The organism is Flavobacterium luteolum, from assembly GCF_027111275.1.
GTDB lineage: Bacteria > Bacteroidota > Bacteroidia > Flavobacteriales > Flavobacteriaceae > Flavobacterium > Flavobacterium luteolum.
Genome location: NZ_CP114286.1, coordinates 3,083,105 through 3,106,999 on the forward strand (window position 1 = coordinate 3,083,105; position 23,895 = coordinate 3,106,999).

Annotated in this window: 26 protein-coding genes and 1 tRNA gene; 17 read left to right on the forward strand and 10 right to left on the reverse strand. The window is 33.1% G+C overall.

The features are described from left to right. Positions 1-71: 71 nt before the first annotated feature. The 9 genes from OZP10_RS13255 to OZP10_RS13295 all read left to right on the forward strand — a co-directional run bounded on the left by OZP10_RS13255 (position 72) and on the right by OZP10_RS13295 (position 6,868). Positions 72-1,082 (forward strand): RHS repeat domain-containing protein, encoded by a 1,011-nt coding sequence (locus OZP10_RS13255; protein ID WP_281631305.1) that lies wholly within the window; start codon positions 72-74, stop codon positions 1,080-1,082. A 12-nt stretch (positions 1,083-1,094) separates the two neighbouring features. After that, on the forward strand, positions 1,095-1,571 hold the full coding sequence (locus OZP10_RS13260) for a hypothetical protein (protein ID WP_281631306.1): 477 nt from the start codon (positions 1,095-1,097) through the stop codon (positions 1,569-1,571). 216 nt (positions 1,572-1,787) lie between these two features. After that, positions 1,788-2,702, forward strand: a complete 915-nt coding sequence (locus tag OZP10_RS13265; RefSeq protein ID WP_281631307.1) for an RHS repeat-associated core domain-containing protein — start codon at positions 1,788-1,790, stop codon at positions 2,700-2,702. Positions 2,703-2,720: 18 nt separating this feature from the next. Continuing rightward, a complete protein-coding gene (locus OZP10_RS13270; protein ID WP_281631308.1) occupies positions 2,721-3,146 on the forward strand; it encodes a hypothetical protein in 426 nt (141 codons plus the stop codon). Between the two features lie 104 nt (positions 3,147-3,250). Further along, positions 3,251-3,436: a hypothetical protein gene (locus tag OZP10_RS13275; RefSeq protein ID WP_281631309.1), complete on the forward strand. Its 186-nt coding sequence runs from the start codon at positions 3,251-3,253 to the stop codon at positions 3,434-3,436. Between the two features lie 252 nt (positions 3,437-3,688). Beyond that, positions 3,689-4,408, forward strand: a complete 720-nt coding sequence (locus tag OZP10_RS13280; protein ID WP_281631310.1) for a hypothetical protein — start codon at positions 3,689-3,691, stop codon at positions 4,406-4,408. A gap of 84 nt (positions 4,409-4,492) precedes the next feature. Continuing rightward, on the forward strand, positions 4,493-5,005 hold the full coding sequence (locus OZP10_RS13285) for a hypothetical protein (protein WP_281631311.1): 513 nt from the start codon (positions 4,493-4,495) through the stop codon (positions 5,003-5,005). Positions 5,006-5,178: 173 nt separating this feature from the next. Further along, entirely contained in the window at positions 5,179-6,156 is a 978-nt protein-coding gene (locus tag OZP10_RS13290) for an RHS repeat domain-containing protein (RefSeq protein ID WP_281631312.1), read from the forward strand. A 481-nt stretch (positions 6,157-6,637) separates the two neighbouring features. Beyond that, positions 6,638-6,868, forward strand: a complete 231-nt coding sequence (locus OZP10_RS13295) for a hypothetical protein (protein ID WP_281631313.1) — start codon at positions 6,638-6,640, stop codon at positions 6,866-6,868. 110 nt (positions 6,869-6,978) lie between these two features. Here OZP10_RS13295 and OZP10_RS13300 read toward each other — a convergent pair whose 3' ends face one another. The 4 genes from OZP10_RS13300 to OZP10_RS13315 all read right to left on the reverse strand — a co-directional run bounded on the left by OZP10_RS13300 (position 6,979) and on the right by OZP10_RS13315 (position 9,504). Then, on the reverse strand, positions 6,979-7,233 hold the full coding sequence (locus OZP10_RS13300; RefSeq protein WP_281631314.1) for a GIY-YIG nuclease family protein: 255 nt from the start codon (positions 7,231-7,233) through the stop codon (positions 6,979-6,981). A gap of 57 nt (positions 7,234-7,290) precedes the next feature. Beyond that, positions 7,291-7,363: transfer RNA gene (locus OZP10_RS13305), tRNA-Met, on the reverse strand. Positions 7,364-7,454: 91 nt separating this feature from the next. Next, positions 7,455-7,979, reverse strand: coding sequence for a DUF4269 domain-containing protein (locus OZP10_RS13310; RefSeq protein ID WP_281631315.1), 525 nt, complete (start codon positions 7,977-7,979; stop codon positions 7,455-7,457). Beyond that, complete coding sequence (locus OZP10_RS13315) at positions 7,972-9,504, reverse strand: glycosyltransferase family 39 protein (protein WP_281631316.1); 1,533 nt, start codon at positions 9,502-9,504, stop codon at positions 7,972-7,974. Before OZP10_RS13315 ends, OZP10_RS13310 begins: the two co-directional genes overlap by 8 nt. A 231-nt stretch (positions 9,505-9,735) precedes the next feature. Here OZP10_RS13315 and OZP10_RS13320 point away from each other — a divergent pair, with 231 nt between their 5' ends. Then, a complete protein-coding gene (locus OZP10_RS13320; protein WP_281631317.1) occupies positions 9,736-10,155 on the forward strand; it encodes a hypothetical protein in 420 nt (139 codons plus the stop codon). 88 nt (positions 10,156-10,243) lie between these two features. Here OZP10_RS13320 and OZP10_RS13325 read toward each other — a convergent pair whose 3' ends face one another. Then, positions 10,244-10,789: a DUF4494 domain-containing protein gene (locus OZP10_RS13325; protein WP_177210723.1), complete on the reverse strand. Its 546-nt coding sequence runs from the start codon at positions 10,787-10,789 to the stop codon at positions 10,244-10,246. Between the two features lie 418 nt (positions 10,790-11,207). On the opposite strand from OZP10_RS13325, the gene OZP10_RS13330 reads away from it, so the two are divergent. After that, positions 11,208-11,450, forward strand: a complete 243-nt coding sequence (locus OZP10_RS13330) for a hypothetical protein (RefSeq protein ID WP_177210722.1) — start codon at positions 11,208-11,210, stop codon at positions 11,448-11,450. A 28-nt stretch (positions 11,451-11,478) separates the two neighbouring features. Here OZP10_RS13330 and OZP10_RS13335 read toward each other — a convergent pair whose 3' ends face one another. Next, on the reverse strand, positions 11,479-12,417 hold the full coding sequence (locus tag OZP10_RS13335) for a hypothetical protein (protein ID WP_281631318.1): 939 nt from the start codon (positions 12,415-12,417) through the stop codon (positions 11,479-11,481). Positions 12,418-12,505: 88 nt separating this feature from the next. Beyond that, on the reverse strand, positions 12,506-13,045 hold the full coding sequence (locus OZP10_RS13340; protein WP_281631319.1) for a helix-turn-helix domain-containing protein: 540 nt from the start codon (positions 13,043-13,045) through the stop codon (positions 12,506-12,508). A gap of 189 nt (positions 13,046-13,234) precedes the next feature. Here OZP10_RS13340 and OZP10_RS13345 point away from each other — a divergent pair, with 189 nt between their 5' ends. After that, a complete protein-coding gene (locus OZP10_RS13345) occupies positions 13,235-14,701 on the forward strand; it encodes a glycoside hydrolase family 130 protein (RefSeq protein ID WP_281631320.1) in 1,467 nt (488 codons plus the stop codon). Between the two features lie 199 nt (positions 14,702-14,900). Here the strand turns inward: OZP10_RS13345 and OZP10_RS13350 are convergent, their stop codons facing one another. Together OZP10_RS13350 and OZP10_RS13355 are read right to left on the reverse strand one after the other, a co-directional pair. Beyond that, the gene (locus OZP10_RS13350; protein WP_281631321.1) at positions 14,901-15,677 is read right to left on the reverse strand and encodes a TIGR03915 family putative DNA repair protein; all 777 of its coding nucleotides are present in this window, start codon (positions 15,675-15,677) and stop codon (positions 14,901-14,903) included. Positions 15,678-15,682: 5 nt separating this feature from the next. After that, positions 15,683-16,939, reverse strand: coding sequence for a putative DNA modification/repair radical SAM protein (locus tag OZP10_RS13355; RefSeq protein ID WP_281631322.1), 1,257 nt, complete (start codon positions 16,937-16,939; stop codon positions 15,683-15,685). Between the two features lie 293 nt (positions 16,940-17,232). Between OZP10_RS13355 and OZP10_RS13360 the strand changes: the two genes are divergently transcribed. Beyond that, positions 17,233-17,478, forward strand: a complete 246-nt coding sequence (locus OZP10_RS13360; protein ID WP_281631323.1) for a hypothetical protein — start codon at positions 17,233-17,235, stop codon at positions 17,476-17,478. A 36-nt stretch (positions 17,479-17,514) separates the two neighbouring features. Here the strand turns inward: OZP10_RS13360 and OZP10_RS13365 are convergent, their stop codons facing one another. After that, positions 17,515-19,095, reverse strand: coding sequence for a tetratricopeptide repeat protein (locus OZP10_RS13365; protein WP_281631324.1), 1,581 nt, complete (start codon positions 19,093-19,095; stop codon positions 17,515-17,517). Between the two features lie 425 nt (positions 19,096-19,520). Here OZP10_RS13365 and OZP10_RS13370 point away from each other — a divergent pair, with 425 nt between their 5' ends. The 4 genes from OZP10_RS13370 (at position 19,521) to OZP10_RS13385 (ending at position 23,885) form a co-directional block, all read left to right on the forward strand. Further along, positions 19,521-20,747, forward strand: a complete 1,227-nt coding sequence (locus OZP10_RS13370; RefSeq protein ID WP_281631325.1) for a DcaP family trimeric outer membrane transporter — start codon at positions 19,521-19,523, stop codon at positions 20,745-20,747. 37 nt (positions 20,748-20,784) lie between these two features. Continuing rightward, positions 20,785-22,233: an aspartate ammonia-lyase gene (locus OZP10_RS13375; protein ID WP_281631326.1), complete on the forward strand. Its 1,449-nt coding sequence runs from the start codon at positions 20,785-20,787 to the stop codon at positions 22,231-22,233. A 21-nt stretch (positions 22,234-22,254) separates the two neighbouring features. After that, entirely contained in the window at positions 22,255-23,325 is a 1,071-nt protein-coding gene (locus OZP10_RS13380) for a type II asparaginase (protein WP_281631327.1), read from the forward strand. Between the two features lie 80 nt (positions 23,326-23,405). Next, a complete protein-coding gene (locus OZP10_RS13385) occupies positions 23,406-23,885 on the forward strand; it encodes a YybH family protein (RefSeq protein ID WP_281631328.1) in 480 nt (159 codons plus the stop codon). Positions 23,886-23,895 lie beyond the last annotated feature (10 nt).

Below are 23,895 nucleotides of genomic sequence, written 5' to 3' on the forward strand. Positions count from 1 at the left end.
CGCCGGTACAATTTGGAACGCCTGTTGAACCAGAAACCGTAAAATCTGATGAAGGTTTTACAGGAACTGGAATGCCAGAAAATGATATTTTCTATTTCCATCCGGATCATTTGGGAAGTACTTCGTATATTACAACCAAAAACGGAAGCATTAGCCAGCATGTGGAGTATATTGCTTTTGGGGAGGTTTTGTTTGAGGAGCATTCGTCTAGTTTTTCTTCGCCTTATTTGTTTAATGGGAAGGAGTTAGATAGGGAAACGAATTTGAGTTATTATGGGGCGAGGTATTTGGATATTAGGACAAGCTTGTGGCTCAATGTTGATCCGCTGGCTTTATATAATCCTATATTTGAAGAAGAATTTTATTTTGATGGACAACATAATGGAGGGGTTTTTTATAGTGGAAATCTAAGCTCTTACATCTACTGCTATCAAAATCCAATCAAATACATTGACCCAAATGGGAAACAAACTGAAGTTACAAATAATGGAACTATTTTTAATGCTAACAAAAATACTAAGATAGATCCTTTGTTACGAGGAGTTGACAGAATAACAGAACAATCTCATATAAGAACGAATACTTCAATATATAAAAATGCATTAAATCAAAAACAGGAGAAAAATACAACACATATTTATTCTCACGGATGGTATACTGATGGAGATAAAAACTCTAAAGGATTTTCTTATTTATCAATTTTTTACGAAAAAGAACAAAAACATTTTGCTATTCGGAATACTGAAGATTTAAAAAATTGGCTTGCAAGTAATAATGTTAAAAGTGATTTTTTATCTAAAAAAGATGAAATATTAATACTTCACGGATGCAGAAGTGCTTACGGAGAGAATTCAATAGCAGAAACACTTTCTAAGGAAAATAAAAATACAGGTTTAATTACCGTGGGGGCTACTGGAAATGTACTATATGATGAAAAAGGAGAATATATGGGTACAGCATCTAATGGTACTAAAAATAAAGGCTCTTGGAATGTCTATAAAAATGGTAAAGTAATTAAATCATTTCCATGGAACTGGAAGCCAAATAGTAAAGACGTAAAAAATATAATCGATAGTAAATAAATTAATATTCAAATGAAAATTTCTTCTATTCTAATAAGTTTAATCTTTCTTAGTTGTGTTAAAGATAAAAAACAAAACTCTTTTTATGACAAAGTAGAATATTATCATAGTGATCATTATAATATTCCTGGTCCACCAGATGGAACTAAAAAATTTGATATTTATTATTCTGATTTTGTGGAAAAAAAAGCTAAAACTACTTATGAAAACCTATCGCATTTTGGATTTGTAAAAATTGAAATTAGCAATAACTTCTCAGAAAAGATAGATGATTTTTTTACAAATCAAAATCCGGGAAAATATTATCCAGATTATAAATGTTTAAATTGTTACCAAGATATTTTAATCTTTTATAAAAAAAATAAAATGATTGGTGTTGCAAAGTTTGATTTTAGGTGTAATAAATATTGTTACTCTAATTTTAATTCTGATAAAATAATTTATCTAAAGAAGGATTGTTTAAAATATAGAAATTTATTTAAAGAATAAATTTAGAAAAAAAACGATCACGCGGATATATCCGCCTTTCCCTCGCTCCCGCACGAATCCTTTCGTGAGGCCCAAAGATAATCGATAAAGAATAGCAAAAATATAACCTCGCAAGTTGCGAGGTTTTTTGTGTTTTATAGTTAGACTTATTATTTTTCTGATCATTTAGGAAGTACTTCGTATATTACAACCAAAAACGGAAGCATTAGCCAGCATGTGGAGTATATTGCTTTTGGGGAGGTTTTGTTTGAGGAGCATAGTTCCTCATTTAGTTCTCCTTATTTATTTAATGGGAAAGAATTGGATAGGGAGACTAATCTTTCTTACTATGGGGCTAGATATTTGGATATGAAGACTTCTCTTTGGTTAACTACAGATCCAAAAATGGAAAAATATCCGCATGAAAGCTCATATATATATTGTGGTAATAATCCTATTGCTTTTGTAGATCCTGATGGAATGGATAGAATTTATAGTGCCTCAGGCAGATTGATTAGAGATACAGGTGTAGGCACTAAAATTATGATACAAACAAAACACGGCTTAAGGTATTTATCAGGACTTGACTATACTAAAAAAGGCACTAGATATGCGGTATCTAGAATAATAGCTAAAGAAGCTTCTTTAAGATGTTACGGAGGGTATTATGGAGTTAGAAATATGGATGAGGAAAATACAGGTGCATATACTAACAGGGCAAATACCATTTGGACAAATACTAAGCAATTAAGGAAAGGAACATATGATGATTACAGAGATTTAGGAAGTATGCTTGATCATGAAGGTAATCCTGATTTTGGGCACAAGGGAGAAACAAACCGTAATAATTACACCTTTGTGAGACATGCAAATGTATATTTAGGGCAGTCACAAACAGACGATTTTAATAGCACAAGCGATGATAATAAATATACAGTAGCTACAGGTTTTGCAAACAGAATGTATAATGCCTATTTGAAAGAAGAGATAAGTTTTGAGGATTTTAAAACTCAAGTAGGTAAATTTAATAAACTTAATGCTAAAAATGGAGTTCAGCTTTTATCAAAATTTGATGGGAATGGTATCAGCGTTCAATTACCGGATGGGTCTCATCCTATTCATTTGAAGACTTTAACTTTCCCAGAAGAATAAATATAAATATACAGAAATATGAAAAAGGTAATTATTTTAAGCCTACTTATCTCGATTGGTTGTACAAATAAGCAAAAAGAATTAGAATATTTAATCTGTAAAGATTCTATTCAATATTGGAATTATGAGTGGCCTCGATATAGGGCTCAATATTATGGATTTACGTTTAGTTTTGATAAAAATGGAAATTCAAAAAAATATTCTTTTGGTAAAACAAAAAATAAAAGATGGGAATTTTGGGATATTCCTGATCCAAGCATTAATAGATGGAGTATATCAAAAGATTCCATACTAAGTGTTATGGGAGACAAGCAGAAAATAACTAGATATACTGAGGATACTATCCATGCTATTAATTTAACAGACAAGACTAAAGTTTACTATGTTAGAGTAAAGGGAAATCTAAATATTGATAAAGAGCTTACAACAAAAATAGATTTATAATAGCTTTTTTGAAGTGTTTCAAATTTAGTGATGTTTGCGCCCACTCCCACAAGAATCTGAAAAGATAATCTAATAAATAATAGCCAAAAAGATAACCTCGCAAGTTGCGAGGTTTTTTTGTGTTTTATATAGAGGCTTATTATTTTCCTCCAACGCAACAAGGTATTTACGCTACGCCAGAATTTACAGGAGATCCTTATCCTAGTGAAGTTTTAAAACCCGTAGAAGAAAACCAAGAACCGCCTGCAGGCTGGCCAAGAAATCCAGTTTTCAGGAATGCCAGAAAATGATATTTTCTATTTTCATCCTGATCATTTAGGAAGTACTTCGTATATTACAAACAAGAACGGAAGCATTAGCCAGGATGTGGAGTATATTGCTTTTGGGGAGGTTTTGTTTGAGGAGGTTTTTTGAACAAACTATTGACAAATGGAATCTACAAAGGATGGACTAAATATGAAAAAGGAGCAGTTATCGATAGATTTAAAGGACTTAAAATTGTCCTCTACATCAGGAAATGCTGTGCCAATAAGATAAAAAACATGAAAAAAATTATTTGGATTCTTGCTTTTTTCTCGTACATTAATTTGAATGCCCAGGAAAAAACTAATTATAAACTAAATGAAATTCAATCTTTTAATTCATTTCTTGAGATGAAAACAAAGGATAAATATACTGTTGGATTAAATAAAAAATTACAAAAGACAAAGAAAAATTTTTCTTTTATACCAATTAAAAAAGGAAAACAATATTGGATCTACTTGATGATAGACAAAAAGCAACTTTTTAGTATGAAAAGCGATGACCTCATACTAAGTAAAAGCGAAATATATATTTATGACGTAAATTCAAATCTCTTGATTAGTGTAAATTATGATGATGCAAATCGCACAAGATTTGAAAAAAGGATGAGTAAATATTATTGTGAATTTTATTTACCCTATAGTGATATTGACAGTGTCGATATGTTTAATACAGATCTTTATCCAGATTATTCTATTAAATATACCGGTTCACTAGCATTAATTGACGAACCAATAGATCATAGGCCTTTTTGCATTTACAATTATAAAATGGATAGTTTTTATTATTTTGAGAATAATACAGATAAACTTTATTTCGAACTGGAAGAAATTAATATCAACGATTTATATGAAAAAGTTGCTTTGCTAAAATTTAATAGTAATAATAATATTAATAGATTTAATGTTAGATTTAGAAATCGCTTATTATTAAATGTAAGTAAAAATGTCTCAGATTGATGATAATTCGAAGAGGATTTATAAATATTTCAAAACTTTGAAGTGAATACGTTTCAGATTAGGTTTTTTATAAAAATAAGCAAAATGAAAAAAATATTGTTTGTTTACTTCATAGTGTTTTCTGCTCATTCACAGACTTCACTTCATAATTTACTAAAATCACTAGATGGAGTTGCAGAGATTAATATATCAAAAACTAATAGAATCAAATTTTTTTTAGGAAAAGATGAGTTAAGTGAATTTAACTCAAATAAAGTAATTGAAATTTATAAAGAGTCAGATGCTAAACCAGAAGTTTGCATGGTACCTATTAGCATATCCAGCAGATTTAATGTTTACGTTGAAATACCATTGTTTCTTTTTATGGAGAGGAAAAATCTCGTTACTAGCAATACATATGGTTCTTATATAATATTTGATAAACAGACAAATGCATTATATCGAATAGAATCTGATATGGCTTGCGGTTCTGTATATAAGAAAAACAGAAAAATTCTAGTTACAAATAGTTATTTTGGAGCATTGATGGAAAATGTTTTTATCTTAGATAATAGTCTAAAAAATATTAAGATAGCTAATGGAAATATTGTGAATTAATTTTTTTGTATTGATGATGAGTTTTTAAGGTTGGACTTGACTAATAATCCCTCGCTCCACACGAATCCTTCCGTGAGGCGCAAAGATAATCGATAAAGAATTGCAAAAATAGAACCTCGCAAGTTGCGAGGTTTTTTGTGTTTTATAGTTAGACTTATTATTTTTCTGATCATTTGGGAAGTGCTTCGTATATTACAACCAAAAGCGGAAGCATTAGCCAGCATGTGGAGTATATTGCTTTTGGAGAGGTTTTGTTTGAAGAGCATTCGTCTAGTTTTTCGAGTCCATATTTGTTTAATGGTAAGGAGTTAGATAGGGAGACCAATCTTTCTTATTATGGGGCTAGGTATTATGACGCGAAGACTAATTTGTGGTTGAGTGTTGATAAGATGGCGGAGAAAATGCCTAATTTTGGAACTTTTGTTTTTAGCTTTAATAATCCTATAAAGTTTGTAGATCCAGATGGTAATACGCCATATCCTATAACAATAAGATCATTTGCTCCATTTAAACATTTTGGAGGTGGATTTCATGGTGACGATAGAAGTTTTTCTACTAATCTAAATGCTTCGGCAAGAGTACATCAGAAAATTAATTTTGATACAGATAAAGAAAATATTAGTCTTCGAACATGGAGTTCTAATACTTATCATACTGCCGCACCTTCAATAAAAGCTACCGCAAGTCCATCTGGTACTTTTACTTCGGGTTTTGGTGTTTACAAAGAAGGTTCTGATAAAAATTTCACATTTAGTACTTCTTATTCAGGAGCTAATCCATTAACTCCTGGTGCACCAAATATAGATGTATCTGCAAGTTTTTATATTAATGAAAATAAAGAAAAAGGATTTTTATCAATAAGAGGAAATTTAAAGGGAGATAATTTTCCTAGTACTGAGGCATTTATTACTGATCCAAGCGGGCAAAGTGTCTTTATTGGAGTAGGGTATTATGAAGGAAGTCCATTTTCAAGTCTATGGGGTAAAAATGAAAGACCAATTTCTGAGTTTAGTTTTAATATTATGATAGATAAAAAAGGTAATTTTACTGGTGTGCAATCTACTGATGGTAGCAACAAGGTGTATAGTTTAAAGGAATGGAACGCCCTTTTTGAAAAGGCAGACCCACATAAAAATGAAAAGAATGAATAAAATGAAAAAATTAGTAATTTGTTGTCTAATAAGTTTTTTAGTTATTTTTCTATTATCTTATTTATCTGGATTTAACGATGATATTTTTAGAGAAAAATATTATGAAGGAATATGGTATAAAGATTTAATAAATTACTTTATATATTACGTAATGTGGGTTTTACCATATTGGTGGCTTATATTACTGCTGGGTAGTATGATTTCAGGCATAGTCATGTTTTTATTTGTAATAGTTTGTAACAGAATATTATATTATTTTAGATCCCGATCGCGCTGATTTGGAACTCGATCGCGTAGATTTGCAATCTGTGCCCGAGAAGTAATTTCGTCAATAGTAGTTTGATAAGGAATTACTCTGCATTTTAATGTTTTTAGATGTTTTATTATTTTATTATGAAGCGCTAATGATATACATTTTTAAATTTATAACTCATTAAAAAAGAGCGAAAATTATCAAATTATAACTTAGAGATGAGCAGTAATGTTCATCTTTTTTGTTAGAAAATCTGGTGAAGGTTTTACAGGAACAGGAATGCCGGAAAATGATATTTTCTATTTTCACCCGGATCATTCGGGAAGTACTTCCTATATTGCAACCAAATATGGTTTTATTTCGCAGCCCCGCTCTCCGAAGAGTTCTAATGAAATGCTGTGCGAATGTCTCCTGACTTCGCACTGGCAATCTGAATCAAAAATTACTTATGTCTATTAAAGATCGTATTTAAACAAAAAAAAGCTCCAGATTTCTCTGAAGCTTTTTGTCTGTGTAGCGGGAACAGGACTCGAACCTGTGTCCGCCGCGGCGGATATGAGCCCGACGAGCTAAATCTTAGAAATAAGATTTTTTATGAATTCTCTTCCTGTTCCGGTTTTTAAATATTTTTCTCTTTTCATTGCTTCGGTTTTAGAATTAAAAAAATCAACATGAATAACTATCCACGGTCTGAATTTTAGAGTATAACCTTTTGTTCCAAGAAGATTATGTGATTTGAATCTATCAATTAAGTCAGAAGTGAAACCAGTATAAGTTTTCTTATATTTTTCAGAATAAAGAATGTAAACAACAAATTCATCCATATTACAAACTGATATAAATAAAAAAACACCACTTGTAGCAAGTGGTGTTTTTCTTAGTAGCGGGAACAGGACTCGAACCTGTGACCTTCGGGTTATGAGCCCGACGAGCTGCCTACTGCTCTATCCCGCGATGTTTCGGGTGCAAAGATACACACTAAATACGGTTATGCAAATAATTTTAGTACTTTATTTTTTATAATTTTTATAAAAGACGACTTTTCTTAGATTTTATAATCCAATAATTCTTGGTAAACGTTTCCTTTTAAGCCTAATAGCGCGCCAAATGCAGGTTCGGTTTTTATACCGTTTTCTTTTAGTTTTATGATGGCTAATCTAAAGTTTTCGTCTCTAGAGCAAAGAATCTGGTCTTCAATAAGCATATGTCTGTAGCCATTTTGAAGTTCGGTCGGAGTATTTTGTCCAAAGATTTCTATTTCGAAGGCCTCAATAAAGAAGTTTGCAACAACCGATTCCTTATTGTCAATCACAATTTCTCGAATCGAAAAACGGTTTTCTTTTTCGAATAGATTTTTAATTCTTTCAATAAAGGCAGATTTGTTTTGCCAATAACAGACAATATCCAAATCACTGTCTCCAATAGCAATATTTATAGGAATCGTGCCAACCAAAATAGGATCAAAATCAGCAAGGTTTTCCAAAACTTGATGTTTGGTTAAAACATGAAATGCAGCTTGCTGTTTTGGATTTCCAGTTTTTAAATAAGATATGTCTTTGAAATTAATCATTTATAATTTCGCTTTTTTCTTCGTTAATTTCTTGTTCTAATCTTTTGTTGATATTGATTTTAGCTTTTGTGAAAACAAAAATAGTAGTTCCATATTCTCTGGCGTATTGATTTTTTATCTGATCGCCAATAACAGCCGTTTCAAAATACGGACTTGTTTCTTTAAGCTCTTCATTGTTTTCGTCATATTCCTTAACACGAATCAGATTTTTGTACTGAATGCTAAGATCAAACCAATTGAGATAGTCGGCGTTGAAAGAAACGGCTTTGATTCCTTTCTTAGAATAAAAATTAATCGCTCCCGCTTGTCCGTAATTATCGCAGAGCACAATGGTTTCTTTTTGGTTGGGCAATAATGCGTAAAGTGAATCTGTTTTTCTCGCCAATTCTTTCCAGCCCAGCATATCTGCAAAATCCTGAGGCAAATGATGGTCTTTTCCGTCTTCCCAGCGCAGCATTCCCATTTTTTTGTATTTCTCGGGATGTGCCACCATATATTCAGGACTTTTGTTTGGAAAAGCAATGTTGTACATCGGAATAAAAAACAATAACGGAATCAGGATAAAAACAGGTTTTAGAAAACGTTTCCAACCATCGTTTAGAATTTCAGATAAAAATACAGCTCCAAAAGCAATATAAATCGGATATAATCCGATAGCGTAATAAGCCTTTGCTTTGAAGTAAATAAAAATCAAAAGCGTGAAAATAAAGGTTGCAAAAAACAACTGGTACTTTTTGAAAGGCTGGTAAAATAAAACGGCATAAAGTCCAGCTAAAATCACCAATAATCCTCCAATAAAAAAGAGAATCTGTTCTTTTATAAAGTCGGCTCTATCTACATTGACTAATTGTGTTTCAGCTAATTCTTTCATATGATGTACAATCGGAAAATGATTGCTGTACTGCCAGTAAAGATTTGGCAGAATTAGTATTAATCCTAAAATAAGGGCAAAATAAAACTCCTTTTTTGCGAGTATTTTTCGCTGTTTAGAAAGTAAAATAGCGGGAATTAATCCGAGAAATAAAAACACAATATTGTACTTGTTCAGGAAACCCAAGGCGAAACTTATTCCAGCGAAATAAATCCATTTTGTGTTTTCTGAAGTAATGTATTGTATGAGAAAATAATAAAATGCAGTCCAGCATAAAACGTCGAAAGAATTGGGCTGATATAATGTGTTGAGACGAAGCAAACACGAAAACAAAACGCATAAAGCACCAAGGATTAAAGCATAAAGATTTCCTTTTAAAAGTTCTATAGTTTTCCAGACAATTAAAAGCGTCAATGCGCCAAATAGGGCAGGGAAGAACTTGATCCAGAAAACCGAATTCCCGAGCAGATAAATAATATACGAAAACCAAGAAGTAACAGGCGGAACAGATAAATAGCCCCAAGCCAAATGATGCGCCTGATCGAGATGTAGATATTCGTCACGCTGTAAATCGTATTCTGGACTAATTAAAATATATTGGAGAATGAATTTTAAAACAATAAATCCGAATAAAATCAGGTTTCTTTTGGTCATATAGATTTTGGTTTCTTAGGTTTCTTGGGCTTTTGTGTTATAAGTGGTTTCAAATCAACACGCAATTCTGTAGCTAAGATAGAACTTATTTTGATTTTAGAATATTCGGTATGTTTCTGAGTAAAATGGTGTAAAGTGCAGGTGTTTAGATATTTATAGTTTTAAGATGTCAGTTGGATTAACATTTTTATTACCTTTAGTATCAAGCAAATAACTTTAAAAGAAAATACCATGAAAAAGAAATTATTGATTTTAGTTGTCTTTTTAGGGACAATTTCATTTACAAATGCACAAAGTATAGGAGATGTTACAAAAGCGGCGAGTAAGGCGTCGACAGCGGCAGTACCCGGTTTTGATGTTGCTAGTTTAGCGAATCAGGTTATGGGTGTGCTATCTCCAAAATTAAAATTAACAGATGCTCAAAAACCGGTGGTAAATTCATTGGTAAATGAAACTCTAAACAAAAAGAAGAATATTTTGCCTACGATGGCTACTGACAAAGCGGGCTATACTTCTAAAATGACTACCACTAGAGAGTCTTTTATATCCAAAATGAAAAAGAGTGTAAGTCCGACGCAATTTGATGCACTTACGGCTTTATTGCCAAAATCGGCTTCGGCAGTTACGCCATTGGCAAAAATGCTTTATTAAAATAGGATGAAATAAAAAAAGCAAAATAGAAATCTATTTTGCTTTTTTTATTTTGAGTCTTTTAGAAAAAGTCTTGAATTTAAAGATCTTATTCCTCGACAGTTTCAAATTCCATGTGGTCAATTACTTCTGCTTCTGGCTTTTCTGGTTTAGAAGCTTTCAAGGTATTAAATCTTTCCAACATTTCTGTTTCGCCTTCTTCACCGCTGAAATATGGGAAAACATCCATAATTGGTGTTTCTGTAATAGCAGGAATAGAATATTCGCCCATTGTATTTTTCATTATGTGAAGTGTGTTGTCATAAGCTTCTCGAACATCATTTGCCTGAACCAGCATATACATGCTCGTTTTCCTTTCCTTACCGCTTTCTTCATCATAAGCGATTAAAGTGATTTTAGATTTAAACCATCTGTCTGCATTTTCAAAAGGATGAATTTCAGCATAATTTGCCACTTTGATCGCCGTGATTTTAAATTCTTCACTCGTATAAGCGGCCATTTCTTCGGTCATTCTTTTTTCAGCTTCTGTATAAGACAAAGCATCAACCAAATAAGGCTCGGTTAAAACTTTTTGTCCTCCAGTTTCATCTGTCTTTCTATATTTTACTTTGCATTCGTACCAAATTGCGCTCATCTCTTTTTAAATTTTAAGGATGCCAAAGATAAATCTTACTGCAAAATAATTAGTTAAATCTTCAAATAGATATTCACAATTTTAAATGATTTTTGCTAATGTTTTGAGATTCTGAAAGTTGTGTTTTTTAATCGTGAAAATGATTTGTAATCACATTCATTCTTTTCTGTTTTGCTTCAAAATTAAAAATATTTCCTTCCTGTTTTTAATTTAAACATTTGTAATTCAATTGTTTATTTTCTTGTTTTAAAAATTATCAAAAAAATAGGAAAATTTCTAAATCCAAAAAATCAATTTGTTCGTAAGTACCAGTAACAATGGCTGGGGATGAGGTTGAATTCAAATGGTATTGGTTTTTGGAGCATATTGAATTCTTGCATTTCCAGCAATTGTTTTTATAAATATTAAAAATAAAGGTTTGGGAAAATTAAACGTTCAAAAGTTAAAAGAGACTTTAAAATATCTGGAAAGCAAACAGCGTGAATTAAAAAGACAAAATCAAGATGACACGCGAAGCCTGGAATCGATGATCAAATATTTAAAAAAAGATATGATGGAGCAGCACGATTTGTCTGATCATCATCAATTGATAAAACAAGAAATCAAAGACACCGAAACTTTTATCGAGAACGTCAAAAATATCATCAAAATCAATTCTTAAAATCGTTTAGTATTGTAGAATTTTACTTTTATTCCAATTTAAATTTTTCGGTTTTGCAATCCAGAATCAATTTGTGGTTTAGGAATAGTTTGTTGCCAATCATTCCCTGCATTCCCGAACGTTTCATTAAGAAATTTTGCAGATCTGAAGTACCTTCGATATAGGTAACTTCAGAAAGATTTATAATGGTTTTTTGAAATTGTATTTTCTTTTTCGCGGAAGCGGAATAAACGCTCAAAGTATTTCCCCAAGAATTTCCTTTTTCAGTTTTCACAACGCTATTTTTATTGCGGTATTCCTGCCAGATTTCTTTTGTAGTAATCAATTCATAACCGCTGGTTCCAGAATCGTAAAGCAGTTTTAATTTTTCATTTTCGATGGTAGAAGGAATAAGAATTTTACGTTTTTTAAATTCAAAATCCACAAAATCATCTTCTTGAATTTTTTCAATGAAAGAGCATTGATTGTTTTTAAAATCTAAAATAGTAATTCGTTTTTCTAATAAGTCGGTTCCAATTGTACCAATTATATTTACAGCTTTTAAATCGTCAAAATTTATTTTTTCGCCATAATTCAAAACTTCAAACGTATCTGAAATTACATTCATATTTTCGATTGTGAAAGCAGTAGAAATCGATGAGTTTTCATTGTCAATTTTCGGCTGATTTTGAAATTTTTCAGCAATAGATTCTAATGATTTTTTGTAGAAAACAGTAATAGGCGAACCCGAATCAAACTGCATGTAAAATGTCCGACTAATTCCTTTTATTTTAACAGGTAAAAGCAAAGCAGAATGTGGGTTGTTGTTGCTTGAAATCCATTTTATTGGAATTTTTTCTGCAATTCCCGAAACCTTCAAATAGTTCTCTGGCGGAGTGAATTTCTTTTGGAAATAAAAATAGCCACCCAACAAGAATAAAAGGATAACAATTAAAAGTACGGATGCAATTTTCTTAAATAATTTCATGGTCTGTTTTTTCTGCAAGATTCGGATTTCGATTCCGATTTTCGTGAAAAAACAGTACGACAGTTTTACGTCATTTTTATGACTTGCTTTATAAGAAGTTGGTTTTCAGTTTTATGGCCAGTTCTTGTTTTTGGTCTAAACAGATTCCATTTAGAACGACAATCAGCAGTTTTAAGCTAAGGATAGCAATTAATGGAATTATAAAAAGCGGAAATTTTAAAGTAAACGAATTTTGAATAAACGGACTTGCAATCATTAAAACCGAAAGGATAAGACTTAAAACAATTTGGAGGCTTACAATTTGTTTTCCTAATTCTTTGTTTGTTGAATCTTGGGTTTTATACGTTAAAATTAAAGGAAAAATAACGCTTCCAAACGGAATGATAAGTCCGGATAAAACAGAAAGATTAATCAGTTTGGCTCTTTCGATTTGGATGTTTTCTTTTTTGAAAGTAAGGTTTTCTGGATTGGTTTCTAGAGCTTCGGCAAGTGTTTTTAAAGTAAAACCTTTGAGCATATTTCCAGCTTCAATTCTCTGTATAGTTCGTAGTGAAAGACCCGATTTTTCGGCAAGTTCATTTTGAGTCATGTTTTTTTCTTCTCTCAAAAATTTAACTTTATTCTTCATTGCTTTAAGTTGCTGGTATAAAAACGAAATTAAGAAAAAACTTTTGAGAAAATTGGTTAAAGAGAACTTAGGATTATAGACCAATTCGAAGTTTTAATAAAAAATTAAGTTTTTTACTTTAACAAAAATCACTAACTTGTTGTGTAATAAAATATTCCTTTAATGTTACAGTCTTAAAATTTCCCAGTTATGCGAGTATCCGTTGTCCGAAAAAATGTAAAGTTTTTGCCCGATTCAAGAAGAGTTGTTGCCCGATATTTTATGAACGGGCAGGAACGGACCCAGCAAATGATAGTTCGGATAATGATGCTGGATGAGAAACAGGTGCTGCAGACTTTGGAGCAGACGCTTCGCGAATTTGCGAGAAGACATCGAAATATTTCGGCTGTATTCTTTAGACACTGCGAAAGAATAAGACCAATTATAGAAGGAATGCAGATTGATTATGAAGCCATGTCTCTAGACCGAAAAATGCTGATTGGGTCTTACTGCACGATGGAATATGCTATAGAATCGGCTGCGATTTTTAATCCTTCTATTGTAGAAGATTTTGATCAGACGGGATTGGAAATGGGAGAAAAACGGGTTATAATTTCTTTTCGTGCAACGGGTGAAGGCCATATCTCATCTATTGTTTTTAGAAGAGCTATTTTAGATCGCGACAATAATCTGCATATCATGAAAATAGGAAATCATATTGATCAGGCAGAAATCGAGCATAAAACATTATTTAATAAAGAGCGATTTTTGACCAAGCTGTATGAAATGCATACAACCGATAAGTATATTGCTCAGATTATGCAGGATCTTCCTGATGAATTTGAATTTGCTGTTCTTAAAAACATGCTGATTGAGGCTTTAAAAGATCCTTTGATTCGAGAAGAAAGAAAGGTAGCGCTGGAAGAAATTTTGTGGCTGGCAAATTCCTTTTACGATTTGCAGTTCAAACATGATTCGGATATAACGGAACGTGTCATTTTTCCGATTTCAGATTCTGAAAGCCGCGGAATAGAAGATGCTCGTTTTGTACGTTTTGTTGATGATAACGGCTCAGATCGTGTTATGGCAACTTATACTGCTTATAACGGACACACAATTCTACCCAAATTAATTTCTACTGAAGATTTTTATAGTTTTAGAGTTATGCCACTTCATGGAGAAGGAGCACAGAATAAAAATCTCGCATTGTTTCCGAGAAAAATAAAAGGCAAATATGCCATGCTGGCGAGAATTGACGGCGTGAACAATTATATTATGTATTCTGATCGTGTCACGCAGTGGAACACGCCAATTCTTTTGCAAAAGCCTAAATTTACTTGGGAATTGACTCAGATAGGAAATTGCGGTTCTCCATTATGGACAGAAGAAGGCTGGCTTGTTATTACGCATGGAGTTGGTACAATGAGACGTTATTGTATTGGTGCTTCGCTATTTGATCTTGATGATCCTTCAAAAGAAATAGGAAGGCTTACAGAACCTTTGCTTTCTCCTTTGGAAGATGAGCGAGAAGGATATGTGCCAAATGTGGTGTATTCCTGTGGAGCGATTATTCATAACAATAGTTTAATTCTGCCTTATGCTGTATCAGATTATTGTTCAACTTATGCTGTGGTAGATATGGCAGAGTTGCTTGATGCTCTTAAGAAAAGTAAATAGTAACACCATGTTTAAATTATTTTAACACATAGAGACATAGTTTTTGGAAGTTAAAAAAAGGCGTTTCACTTATTTAAAAGCACATAGCTTATCTATGTGTAGAAACTGGTTTCTTTGAATTTTCTTTTTCATTATAAAAGTCTATGTTTCTATGTGTTGAAAGTGTACTTTTTAATTTCGACTAATGGCTTAGACAAAATTACCTTTTGTTGAGGTTTGGGATTTTCTCCGTCAGGTTTTTCCAATATCGTTTTGGCATGTGTTTGATATGAAGTTTGGTATTTTTTCTGGATTCGATATTGACACTCTTGAAATAATTGCGCCATAGATTCTCGAAAAATTCTTCGTTTTCATCATTGATTTCGGCTAGAAAACTAGATGATGGATTTGACTCAAATTGCATTTCGACCGTAGAAACATTTTCAAGGTCATAATAAATTCCGTACTTGTGTTTTGAATCGTAAATGAGCCAGCGCTGGTCGGCATAACGATTTTTAAAATGCTGTTCGATAAGTGGCAAAACGTCGCAATCGGGTTCTATAATGGCATAATATAATCCGTCTTTCGTTAGTTTAAAACGAACAAAAGCCTTCATTCTATGACTTTCTTTTCCCGTTAAATGTGCTGCTTTTTTTACATTTAGTACTTCGCTTCGGCTTAAATCTGCTTCAATATTAATTTTACTTGCAAAAACGTAGGCTACAAATCGGAACAAAATTTCTTCAATCTGATCTAATTCAGATAAAAAAGCAAAATAAAGATTGTTGAAGCCATGATGCGAAAGACGTTGCTGTAAACCACTTAAAACCCGATTGGCTTTTACCTCATCCGTTATTACAGAATGCGTGTTGGAGAAAAGTAAAGTGTTTGAAATTTCTTCTTTGGCAAAAACAACATCTTTAAGTTTGTACTCGTAGATTTCAAAAATAGCTGTAAGCCAGCCTTCATAACTTCCATCATAAAGAATTTGTGTCATTTGAATTAAAATAAAGCAAGCTGGTTCGAAAAATTATTCTTGTATTTACTGTTTTGCAAATTCAAAATCTGATTTTTTATTTGAATAGGACTCAAATCTTTTTGTAAATAAAAAGGTGAAGAGAAAGCCAAAAAATACTTTGACCGACTGTACGAAATGCCAAGTTTCTTTAAATCATCAGGCTGTAATCTTTTAAAAGTTCTAGCAGCAACAATCTTTTTCGCGCCCAAAAAACCTATTCCTGGAATACGTTGAATCATTTCTAAATCGGCTGTATTGATATCAACAGGAAACTGATGAAGATTTCGCAAAGCCCATCCTAATTTTGGGTCAATATCCAAGTCAAGATTCGGTTGATCAAAACCAACAATTTCATTTACATTAAATCCATAATAACGAATTAGCCAATCGGCTTGGTATAAACGATTTTCGCGAATCATAGGTACGGGAGTTCCAATAGCAGGAAGCCTGTTGTCGTGGCTTATTGGTACATAACCAGAATAATAGACACGACGCATTTTCATTTGTTCGTAAAAGTAATTGGCCATTCCAAGAATTTCCAGATCATTTTCTTTTGTTGCACCAATCACCATTTGTGTGCTTTGTCCAGCAGGAGCAAAAAGCGGTGTTTTGTAGTTCGTTTTTTTCTCTTCCTGATAACCAATAATCTCATTTTTTAGATATTGCATTGGTTTAATCACATCTTTATGATTTTTGTCTGGAGCAAGTAATTTGAGGCTTTGTTCTGTCGGCATTTCGACATTTACACTCAAACGGTCGGCGTATAATCCAGCTTCTTTTAGTAATTCTTCGCTGGCACCTGGAATTGCTTTTAGATGAATATAGCCATTAAAATTTTCTTCCAATCTTAGTTTTTTGACAATTCTAACCAGACGTTCCATCGTATAATCTGCATTGTCAAAAATTCCAGAGCTAAGAAATAATCCTTCGATATAATTTCTTCTGTAAAAACCAATTGTTAAGTCTACAACTTCTTGTACGGTAAAAGCAGCCCGTTTGATGTCGTTGCTTTTTCGGCTTACACAATAAGCACAATCAAAAATGCAATGATTGGTAAGAAGAATTTTTAGAAGAGAAACACAGCGTCCGTCTTCTGTAAAGGCATGGCAGATTCCGCCTCCAGTATCTCCTAATCCTTTATTTTTATTTTTTCGTGTGCTTTGTCCCGATGAGCAAGAAACATCATATTTTGCCGCATCTGCTAAAATTGCCAATTTCTCCATCACTCTTTCCTGTATCATTTTGCTCTTTTTTAGTTGTTTTTGAAACAAAAATTCATTCTTTCAAAACTAGGAATTCATGGTAGAAAAGAAGCAAAAGAAGCTGTTCTAAATTGTATCATTTTTTTTTTGGAAGGTAATTTTTACATTAAAAAATTAATTATATTTAAGATTCAAAAAACAGGTATAAATACGGGTTGATAAATTCCCGAAACTTTATACATTCGCCGAAATTGAAAAACCGATTAACCCCCTTAATATTGGTTTTTATATTTAGAAGTATTAGCAGCGATTACGAACAAACGGCTAAAACAATGAAATTTGTAAAAGGACAAGAGGTATCCTACACAGCAATAAGTGGGAGATCTTACAAGGGAACCATAATCGAAAGAAAAATGGATTTAAAGAAGGCGTTTATCATAAAATCGACTTCAAAAGAAAGAGATTTTCATTATCTCATTGAAATACAAAAGTACGGCACGACCGAGAAAATTTTGTGTGCCGAAAATCATCTTAAATTATTGGAAAAGAAAAAACGTGCAGTAAAGAAGGTGGCTTAGTCTTAGGACATAGTTTTTGATTAAATCTCTCAGAGATCAGATGCCATCTTTTAACCCGATTCTTTTTAAACTGTTGATGATTTTAAAAACAATTTCATCAGAAAACATAAAACTGAAAAGCGTTTCTTTTATTTCTGTCACAGTTTGCGGCTGTAGTTCTAGAAGGTTATTTAGATATATTTTTGCTTTTGCGTCTTCACTAAGCAGCGATAATGAAACGGCTTTTAGCAAAGGATCCCAAATAGTCTCTTCAAAGTCCATTTTTTCTGCCCAGTATAAAGACTTTTGATATTCTTTTTTATGAATGTAATAGTACCAATATCCAACATTAATCCACCACGGATGCGCAGGGTTTGCATGTACAGCATTTTCTAATAAATTAAATCCTTTTTCAAAATAACCTGCAAAAATCAATACGCAGCCAATTCCTGCAGTTATACCAGAAGAATTTGGATTTATTTTCAGGCATTGTTCTGCGGTAGAAAGACAGTCATCCTGATCTTTTTTAAAGCAGTTTATAATAGTCTGTGCATACCAAGCCTGTTGGCAATTAGGATCAATATTTAAGGCTTTTGTAATGCAGTGGCTGCTTTTCTCAATTGTTTTTTTGCAATTGTCTAATCCTAGGGCAATAGAAGCCAAATGCATTTCGCCCAGCATTGCCCAAGCAATTGCATGGTTTGGATCCAACTCTACAGCTTCGGTTAAATTGGATAGAGCACTAGCAAAATTTTCAATAGAATAAGAACGCTGATATTCATGATAACTGCAAATTGCCCTTAAAATGCCAGAGTTGTTTGATATTTTAGATGGCGCCGTTTTTACCATTTCATTAAAAATAACACCATAGTAACCGCCCATAGTAGAAACAATATCTTTTACTATTTCATTTTGAATTCTAATGCCATCATCTAGGGTCGCAGGAGTAAACAATTTGGTCATTACAAACTTGCCAGAAGAAGGGTTTATCAGATTAATTCTTATTTGCAGTTTGTTACTAATAATTTGAATATGCCCTGTAATAATAAAATCGGCTCCAATCAAGTTGGCGGCTTCTAGAATATTTTCATTAATTTTTGAAATGATATCAGACGGGAAATGACCTATTACAGAGATGTCCTGAAAACGGGAAAGTTCTGCACTGATTTCTTCGGAAAGAATTTGCGAAAAAGCCTCTAAATCTGGCCGTTGATCAATTGTTTTAAAAGGGAAGACTGTAATAACAGGATTGCTTTTATTGGTGTTGATAGGAAGCTCAGCAGGTCTTAGTTTATTATTATGAATAAATTCAGGAACATAACCGCCCTTTGGTACATGAATAATAAGGGGATTATCTTTTCCGTCAGAAGAATAATATTCAGTAAGTAATTTTCTTAATCGTCCTGCATGAATGCGAACCATGGCGTCATCATGGGGATTAAAATGAGAAGGTCTACTTAGTGCATTTACTGCTATAGAATATTCTTTAATGAACTGCTGCCTTTGATCTATAGTTTCTGTGACAATATAGCGCAGAAAATTGCTTAAAAGCGTTGAGTTCTTAAAAGAATAGAATTTTAATACATTTTCCAGCTCATTATAAATTTTATCCGAGGGGATTTTTTTTGTAGACTCCATAATAAATTATTTGAAAATTATTAATGTCAAAAAAAAGTCACTGGGGCGTATAAAATGTTAAAGACCAAATGCTTATGAAGTTATAAATTTATGAAAATATTTAACATGTTAGTATTATTTATCTGATATTTTAACGGTTAAATGTAACGGTTAATAACTCTAATGGTGCAATTGTATTAGTTATATTTGTTTGATAATCAGGTAAAAATTGTGTTTTGTTTCTTTTTTTAACCAAAAAAGACTGTAATGTATAGGTGTTGAAATTTTTGCATTCCCATACTAAAAGCTTTTAGGATCAGATGAAAGCTTTTGAGGCGAATAAAAATTCGTACTGAGAGATATCAATTTTTTAAAATAAAATGACTGCCAGGACTGCAAAAATCAGATTAAAAGTTGTATCCCATAATAAACAAACTATAATCATTATGAAAAAAAGGTTTTTGCAAATGACAGCTATGAGGCATTGTGCCCTCATAATTTGTTTTCTCATTTCCAGTTTTGTTCAGGCTCAAGATGAAGGGAATAAAAGCATGGAAATCTATGGTTTTATTATGACCGATATTGGTTATAATTTTAATCAGATACAATCAGATTGGTATGATGTAGTAAGACCAACAAAACTTCCTGCCTATAAAGACCAATACGGACCAGACGGCAGTTATTACGCTTCTGTGCGCCAAACCAGATTAGGATTTAAAAATTACTTTGATACAGGAATTGGCGAATTAAAAACTCATTTTGAATTCGAGTTATTCGGTACGGGTGTCGATGCCGGACAAACTACTTTTCGTTTGCGTCATGCTTATGCGGAATTAGGAAAATTTGGTGCTGGACAAACTTGGAGCCCTTTTATGGATATTGGCGTATTCCCGAATTCGCTCGAATATTGGGGACCAACCGGAATGGTATTTTTTAGAAATATTCAGATACGTTATATGCCAATTCAAGGCGATACTCGATTAACGATTGCATTAGAAAGACCAGGAGCAAGTGCCGATCAGGGAGATTATGCGAATCGTGTGGAACTGCAAGGAGTAAAGGCAAGATTTCCGCTGCCCGATCTTTCGGCAGAGTATCATTATGGCACAAGATGGGGTTATATTGAATTAGCAGGTATTTTGAGAAAAATCGAATGGAAAGATATGAATAACGATCAGTACGATTTGTCTGGAGATGCTATAGGCTGGGGACTTAATTTAAGCACCAATATCAATTTTAGCGAAAATGATGTTTTTAGAGGACAAGTTGTATACGGAGAAGGTATACAAAACTACATGAATGATGCTCCTGTTGACATTGGTATTAAAAACAATTTTGGTAACCCTGTAACTCCCGTAAAAGGTGTTGCGCTTCCTCTAGTTGGTGTTGTCGCTTTTTTAGATCATACTTGGAGTGACAAGTTTAGCACTGCAATAGGATATTCTATGATTGATATTGACAACTCAGACGGACAAACAGATGATGCCTTTAAAAAGGGACAGTACGTTTTGGGAAACCTTTTGTTTACTCCTGTAAAGAATTGCATGGTCGGAGTTGAATTTCAGTGGGGTAACCGCGAAAATTTTAATGACGGATGGAGTACTTCAATAAATAAAATACAGTTTTCTTTTAAATATAATTTTTCACAATCATTTTATAAAAGAATTCAGTAAATGCCTTTTGTTTTTTAATTAATAAAAAAAAGAAAATATGTGTAAAACTGTACAATACCTGCTATTGTTCGGATTGTCTTTAGGCTTTCTTAATGCTCAAACCCGAACTGAAAAAGATCTTCTAGGAGAAAAACAAATCCCAGCAAATGCTTATTACGGTGTGCAGACAGCACGTGCGTTAGAAAATTTTCAGATAAGTAGCTTGACTACGCAATCTTATCCTGATTATGTAAAAGCTTTTGCAATGGTTAAATTAGCAGCGGCACGCGCCAATGCTGATGTCGGCCGACTTAAAAAAGATAGACTTGCTGCTATAGAAAAAGCTTGCCAAGCTGTAATTGATGGCAAATATCATGATCAATTTTTGGTCGATTTGTATCAAGGTGGTGCTGGTACTTCTGCCAATATGAACGTAAACGAAGTTTTGGCCAATATTGCATTAGAACTGAGCGGACATAAAAAAGGAGAATATCAATACATCGAACCTCACGATGATCTTAATATGGGACAATCGACAAATGATGTGTACCCAACAGCGATAAAAGTGGCGCTGCTGCTTCATAATGACAAATTGCTTAAAGAGGCAGATCTTTTGGCTAAAGCTTTCCATAAAAAAGGGGATGAATTTAAAGACATCCTAAAAATGGGAAGAACCGAAGGGCAAGATGCTGTACCAATGACAGTAGGCCAGGAATTTCATGCTTTCGGGAATCAGCTTGACGCAGAAATTAGTGCTTTAAAAAAATCTGAAGTTTATTTATGCGAACAAAATATGGGAGCTACAGCAATCGGGACAGGAATTACAGCTTCTCCAGGTTATGCTGAAAAAGTAGCTGCGCATCTGGCAAAAATTACAGGAAAACCAATCGTAATGAGTAAAGATCTTATTGCTGCCACAACCAGCCAGCAAGGTTTTGTAATGTATTCTTCTACACTTAAAAGTATGGCAGTTGCCTTGGCAAAAATAAGCAGCGATTTGATTATTTTGGCTTCTGGTCCTCGTACCGGTTTTTTCGAAATCAATTTGCCTGCACTTCAGCCTGGATCTTCAATTATGCCTGGAAAAGTAAATCCGGTTATGCCAGAACTTATGAATCAATTGTGTTTTAAAGTAATGGGGAATGACTTGACTGTAACGGTTGCCGCGCAATCTGGTTTATTGCAGTTAAATGCTTTTGAACCTGTTCAAGCCATTGCCATGATGGAATCTCAAGGATTGTTTTTTAAAGCAATGCCATTGTTTAGAAAAAACTGTATTGATGGCATTACAGTAAACAAAGACGTTTTGGCGCATTATATGGATAGAAGTGTTGGTGTTGTAACGGCTCTAAATCCTATTCTAGGTTATGAAAAAACAACTGAATTGGCCAAAGAAGCATTAGCAACCAATAAAGGAATCTTAGAACTTATACGCGAAAAGAAATTGCTGACAGAAGATCAAATTAAAAAACTGCTTGATCCAGCAACTTTAACAGGCCAAAAATAATCTTCAACCTAAAAAGACAAAATGATGAAATTAAATATCAACTTTTACAAAAAAATGCTTTTACTGCTGATATTGTCACTAAATGTCAGCATGTTCGGACAGGCTAAACCTAAAGTGCTAATATTGGCAACAGGCGGAACAATTGCAGGTTCGGCTAAAACTGGAGTACAGTCCGGATATACTTCGGGCCAAGTTACTATTGATGCAATGGTAAATGCAATTCCGGATGCTTTAAAAGTGGCAGATATAAAAGGCGAACAAATAGCGAATGTTGGATCTCAAGACATGTCATTTGAAATTATGCTGAAAGTAGCTAATCGAATTAATGAATTGGCTAATAGCAACGATGTAGACGGTTTCGTAATTACGCACGGAACTGATACGATGGAAGAAACGGCCTTTTTTTTAAATCTAACTACAAAAACAGATAAACCAGTTGTGCTTGTAGGATCCATGCGTCCGTCAACAGCGATTAGTGCAGACGGACCTTTAAATCTTTATAATGCGATTGCTGTAGCTGGCGATCCTAAAGCAAAAGGACGCGGAGTGCTTTTGGTGATGAATGATTGGATTCATTCGGCACAATCTTTAACAAAAGTGAGTACAACGGCTGTTCAGACTTTTATGTCTCCGCTTCGTGGACTTATCGGTATTACTTCTTACGGAACAAACGATTTCTTTAATTACCCTAGTCAAAAATTTGGGAAAAACTCAGAATTTGAGGTAAAGGGCGTTAGCTCCTTTCCTCGCGTAGATATTATTTATGCTGATGCCGATATGAAGCCAGATTTAATAGATGCTTCGATAGAACGCGGTGCTAAAGGAATTGTAATTGCTGGGGTTGGAAACGGAAATATGAACAAAGCTTCGCTAGATGCTTGTGCAAGAGCCAGTAAAAAAGGAATTATCGTAGTTCGAAGCACGCGTGTTGCAACTGGACTTGTAAGCCGTAATGTAGAATGCAATGATGATGAACTTGGACTTATCGCTTCATACGCTTTGAATCCGCAGAAATCTAGAATCTTATTGTCGGTAGCATTATTGAAACAAAGAAGTTTAGCAGAACTCCAAAAGATATTTGAAGAGTATTAAAAAAACTGTGTTTACGAACAAATTCTTGAACCTGTTTGTAAAAGGAAATAATCTTATATCAACTTGAAAATTAAATGTATATGAAAAATAAAATAATTACAAGAGGGGTTCTTGCAGGATTCTGTGTTTTATTGATTTCCTGCAATACAAAAAAGGACGAAAATACTGTAATTGACTTAAAAGAAGTTAAGAAGCAAATTCAGGCAAAAGAAAATGAATATGCTGCAACATACAATGCTGGCCAGCTGAAAGAAATTGGATATTATGCAGACGATGCCATAACTTTTTATCAGAATAGGCCACCGATTATTGGTAAAGAGGCGAGATATGAATTTTTAAAATCAGATTTAACTAATAACACCAATACGATATCATTTGAAACCAAAGAAGTTTTTGTTTCTAAAGACGGTAATATGGTTGTAGAAATAGGATATTATAAAGTGACAGATTCTACCAAAACGCCAATTAATACTGGAAACTACATGAGCTTTTTCGAAAAAAGAGACGGCAAATATGTGTGTGTAAGAGACATGAGCGCTTCTGATGGAATGATAGAGTAAATAGCCTTTT

Coding starts and splice junctions, on each gene's coding strand:
- OZP10_RS13325 (WP_177210723.1), bottom strand. CDS start 10,789: ATGAGCGCAATTTGGTACGAATGCAAAGTAAAATATAGAAAGACAGAT.
- OZP10_RS13385 (WP_281631328.1), top strand. CDS start 23,406: ATGAAAAATAAAATAATTACAAGAGGGGTTCTTGCAGGATTCTGTGTT.
- OZP10_RS13360 (WP_281631323.1), top strand. CDS start 17,233: ATGAAATTTGTAAAAGGACAAGAGGTATCCTACACAGCAATAAGTGGG.
- OZP10_RS13270 (WP_281631308.1), top strand. CDS start 2,721: ATGAAAAAGGTAATTATTTTAAGCCTACTTATCTCGATTGGTTGTACA.
- OZP10_RS13375 (WP_281631326.1), top strand. CDS start 20,785: ATGTGTAAAACTGTACAATACCTGCTATTGTTCGGATTGTCTTTAGGC.
- OZP10_RS13280 (WP_281631310.1), top strand. CDS start 3,689: ATGAAAAAAATTATTTGGATTCTTGCTTTTTTCTCGTACATTAATTTG.
- OZP10_RS13345 (WP_281631320.1), top strand. CDS start 13,235: ATGCGAGTATCCGTTGTCCGAAAAAATGTAAAGTTTTTGCCCGATTCA.
- OZP10_RS13255 (WP_281631305.1), top strand. CDS start 72: ATGCCAGAAAATGATATTTTCTATTTCCATCCGGATCATTTGGGAAGT.
- OZP10_RS13295 (WP_281631313.1), top strand. CDS start 6,638: ATGTTCATCTTTTTTGTTAGAAAATCTGGTGAAGGTTTTACAGGAACA.
- OZP10_RS13260 (WP_281631306.1), top strand. CDS start 1,095: ATGAAAATTTCTTCTATTCTAATAAGTTTAATCTTTCTTAGTTGTGTT.
- OZP10_RS13300 (WP_281631314.1), bottom strand. CDS start 7,233: ATGGATGAATTTGTTGTTTACATTCTTTATTCTGAAAAATATAAGAAA.
- OZP10_RS13380 (WP_281631327.1), top strand. CDS start 22,255: ATGATGAAATTAAATATCAACTTTTACAAAAAAATGCTTTTACTGCTG.
- OZP10_RS13320 (WP_281631317.1), top strand. CDS start 9,736: ATGAAAAAGAAATTATTGATTTTAGTTGTCTTTTTAGGGACAATTTCA.
- OZP10_RS13335 (WP_281631318.1), bottom strand. CDS start 12,417: ATGAAATTATTTAAGAAAATTGCATCCGTACTTTTAATTGTTATCCTT.
- OZP10_RS13310 (WP_281631315.1), bottom strand. CDS start 7,979: ATGATTAATTTCAAAGACATATCTTATTTAAAAACTGGAAATCCAAAA.
- OZP10_RS13370 (WP_281631325.1), top strand. CDS start 19,521: ATGAAAAAAAGGTTTTTGCAAATGACAGCTATGAGGCATTGTGCCCTC.
- OZP10_RS13365 (WP_281631324.1), bottom strand. CDS start 19,095: ATGGAGTCTACAAAAAAAATCCCCTCGGATAAAATTTATAATGAGCTG.
- OZP10_RS13355 (WP_281631322.1), bottom strand. CDS start 16,939: ATGATACAGGAAAGAGTGATGGAGAAATTGGCAATTTTAGCAGATGCG.
- OZP10_RS13315 (WP_281631316.1), bottom strand. CDS start 9,504: ATGACCAAAAGAAACCTGATTTTATTCGGATTTATTGTTTTAAAATTC.
- OZP10_RS13340 (WP_281631319.1), bottom strand. CDS start 13,045: ATGAAGAATAAAGTTAAATTTTTGAGAGAAGAAAAAAACATGACTCAA.
- OZP10_RS13350 (WP_281631321.1), bottom strand. CDS start 15,677: ATGACACAAATTCTTTATGATGGAAGTTATGAAGGCTGGCTTACAGCT.
- OZP10_RS13285 (WP_281631311.1), top strand. CDS start 4,493: ATGAAAAAAATATTGTTTGTTTACTTCATAGTGTTTTCTGCTCATTCA.